3 protein-coding genes are annotated in these 1,399 nt (G+C 77.3%); all 3 read left to right on the forward strand.

Features of this window, described 5'->3' with window-relative positions; genetic code table 11:
* A partial coding sequence (tsaB, locus tag CWIS_RS15300) for a tRNA (adenosine(37)-N6)-threonylcarbamoyltransferase complex dimerization subunit type 1 TsaB (RefSeq protein ID WP_048344200.1) occupies window positions 1-500 on the forward strand: 500 nt, incomplete at its 5' end.
* The gene (gene rimI, locus CWIS_RS15305) at window positions 497-1,000 is read left to right on the forward strand and encodes a ribosomal protein S18-alanine N-acetyltransferase (RefSeq protein ID WP_048344201.1); all 504 of its coding nucleotides are present in this window, start codon (window positions 497-499) and stop codon (window positions 998-1,000) included. The genes tsaB and rimI, both read left to right, overlap by 4 nt.
* Window positions 997-1,399, forward strand: a 403-nt coding sequence (locus tag CWIS_RS15310; protein WP_048344202.1) for a sulfurtransferase, incomplete at its 3' end; no start/stop codon positions are given. The genes rimI and CWIS_RS15310, both read left to right, overlap by 4 nt.

Consider the following 1,399-nt stretch of genomic DNA (forward strand, 5'->3'; position numbering starts at 1 on the left):
GCACAGGCCCCGCACCGTTCACCGGGCTGCGGGTCGGCCTCGTGACCGCGCGCACGCTCGCGCTCGCGCTGGGCATCGACGCGCTCGGCGTCCCGAGCCTCGACGCGATCGCCGTCGCTGCGCTGCGGTTCGTGCCCGCGGGTGCGCCGCTCGTCGTCGCGACCGACGCGCGCCGGCGCGAGGTGTACTGGGCCGCGTACCGCCGCGACGAGGCGGGCACGCCGGACGTCGTCGTCGCGCCTCGCGTGGGACCCGCGGCCGAGATCGCCGACGAGCCCGCGCTCGCGGGCGGGTGGGTCACGGGCGCCGGTGCGGCGCTCTACCCGGAGGCGTTCGCGCACCTCACGCACGTGGACGCGACCGACGACCTCGACGCGGCCGAGCTCGTGCCGCTCGCGCTGGCGCGTCGTGCCGCGGGGCTCGCACAGCCCACCGACCCGCTCTACCTGCGCCGCCCGGACGCCGTGCCGTCGGCCGGGGCCAAGCGCGTGCTCGGATGAGCTCGGCACGGGGCTCGGGACGGGCGCCGCTACGGCTGCGGCCCCTGACGCCCGACGACGTGCCCGCGCTCGACGTCCTCGAGAAGCAGCTGTTCGGCGCGGCCGCGTGGTCCACCGACTCGCTCGCGCAGGAGGTCGTCGGGCCCGGACGGTGGTACGTCGGTGCGCAGTACGGCGCGGGCCCGCTCGTCGGGTACGCGGGGCTGTGGTTCGACGGCGTCGACGCGCAGGTGATGACGATCGGCACCGCGGCCGCCCACCAGGGCACGGGAGTGGGACGCGCGCTGCTCGACGCGCTCGTGGCGCGTGCGCGCGAGCTCGGTGCGCCGTCCGTGCTGCTCGAGGTGCGCGTCGACAACGAGCCCGCACTGCGGCTGTACGAGGCGGTGGGGTTCGAGAAGCTCGGCATGCGCCGGGGGTACTACCAGCCCGAGAACAAGGACGCGTGGACCATGCGGCTCGACCTGGCCGCGACGCACGGGACGGGGGAGCGGACATGACGGAGACGACGGGCCCGACGAACGAGGCCGACGACGCGACGCGGGCCGCAGTGCTCGTCGACGCCCTGACCCTGGCGGCCGCGCTCGCGGGCGACGAGCCGCCCGTGCTGCTCGACGTCCGCTGGGCGCTCGGACGCACCGACGGGCACGAGCAGTACCTCGCCGGACACCTGCCCGGCGCGGTGTACGTGGACCTCGACGCCGAGCTCGCGGCGCCGCCGAGCGCCGCGCACGGTCGCCACCCGCTGCCGGACGTGGCCGCGCTCGAGGCCTCGGCACGGCGCTGGGGCGTGCGCGAGGGTGTCGCCGTGGTCGCGTACGACGCGAGCGGCGGGACGTCGGCCGCGCGCGCCTGGTGGCTGCTGCGCTGGGCGGGCGTGCCCGACGTGCGCCTGCTCG

Source organism: Cellulomonas sp. A375-1 (assembly GCF_001040865.1).
Lineage (GTDB): Bacteria > Actinomycetota > Actinomycetes > Actinomycetales > Cellulomonadaceae > Cellulomonas > Cellulomonas gelida.

What these genes read in the sequence shown, in the direction of transcription:
- rimI (WP_048344201.1), top strand. Translation starts at nt 497, where the DNA reads ATGAGCTCGGCACGGGGCTCGGGACGGGCGCCGCTACGGCTGCGGCCC.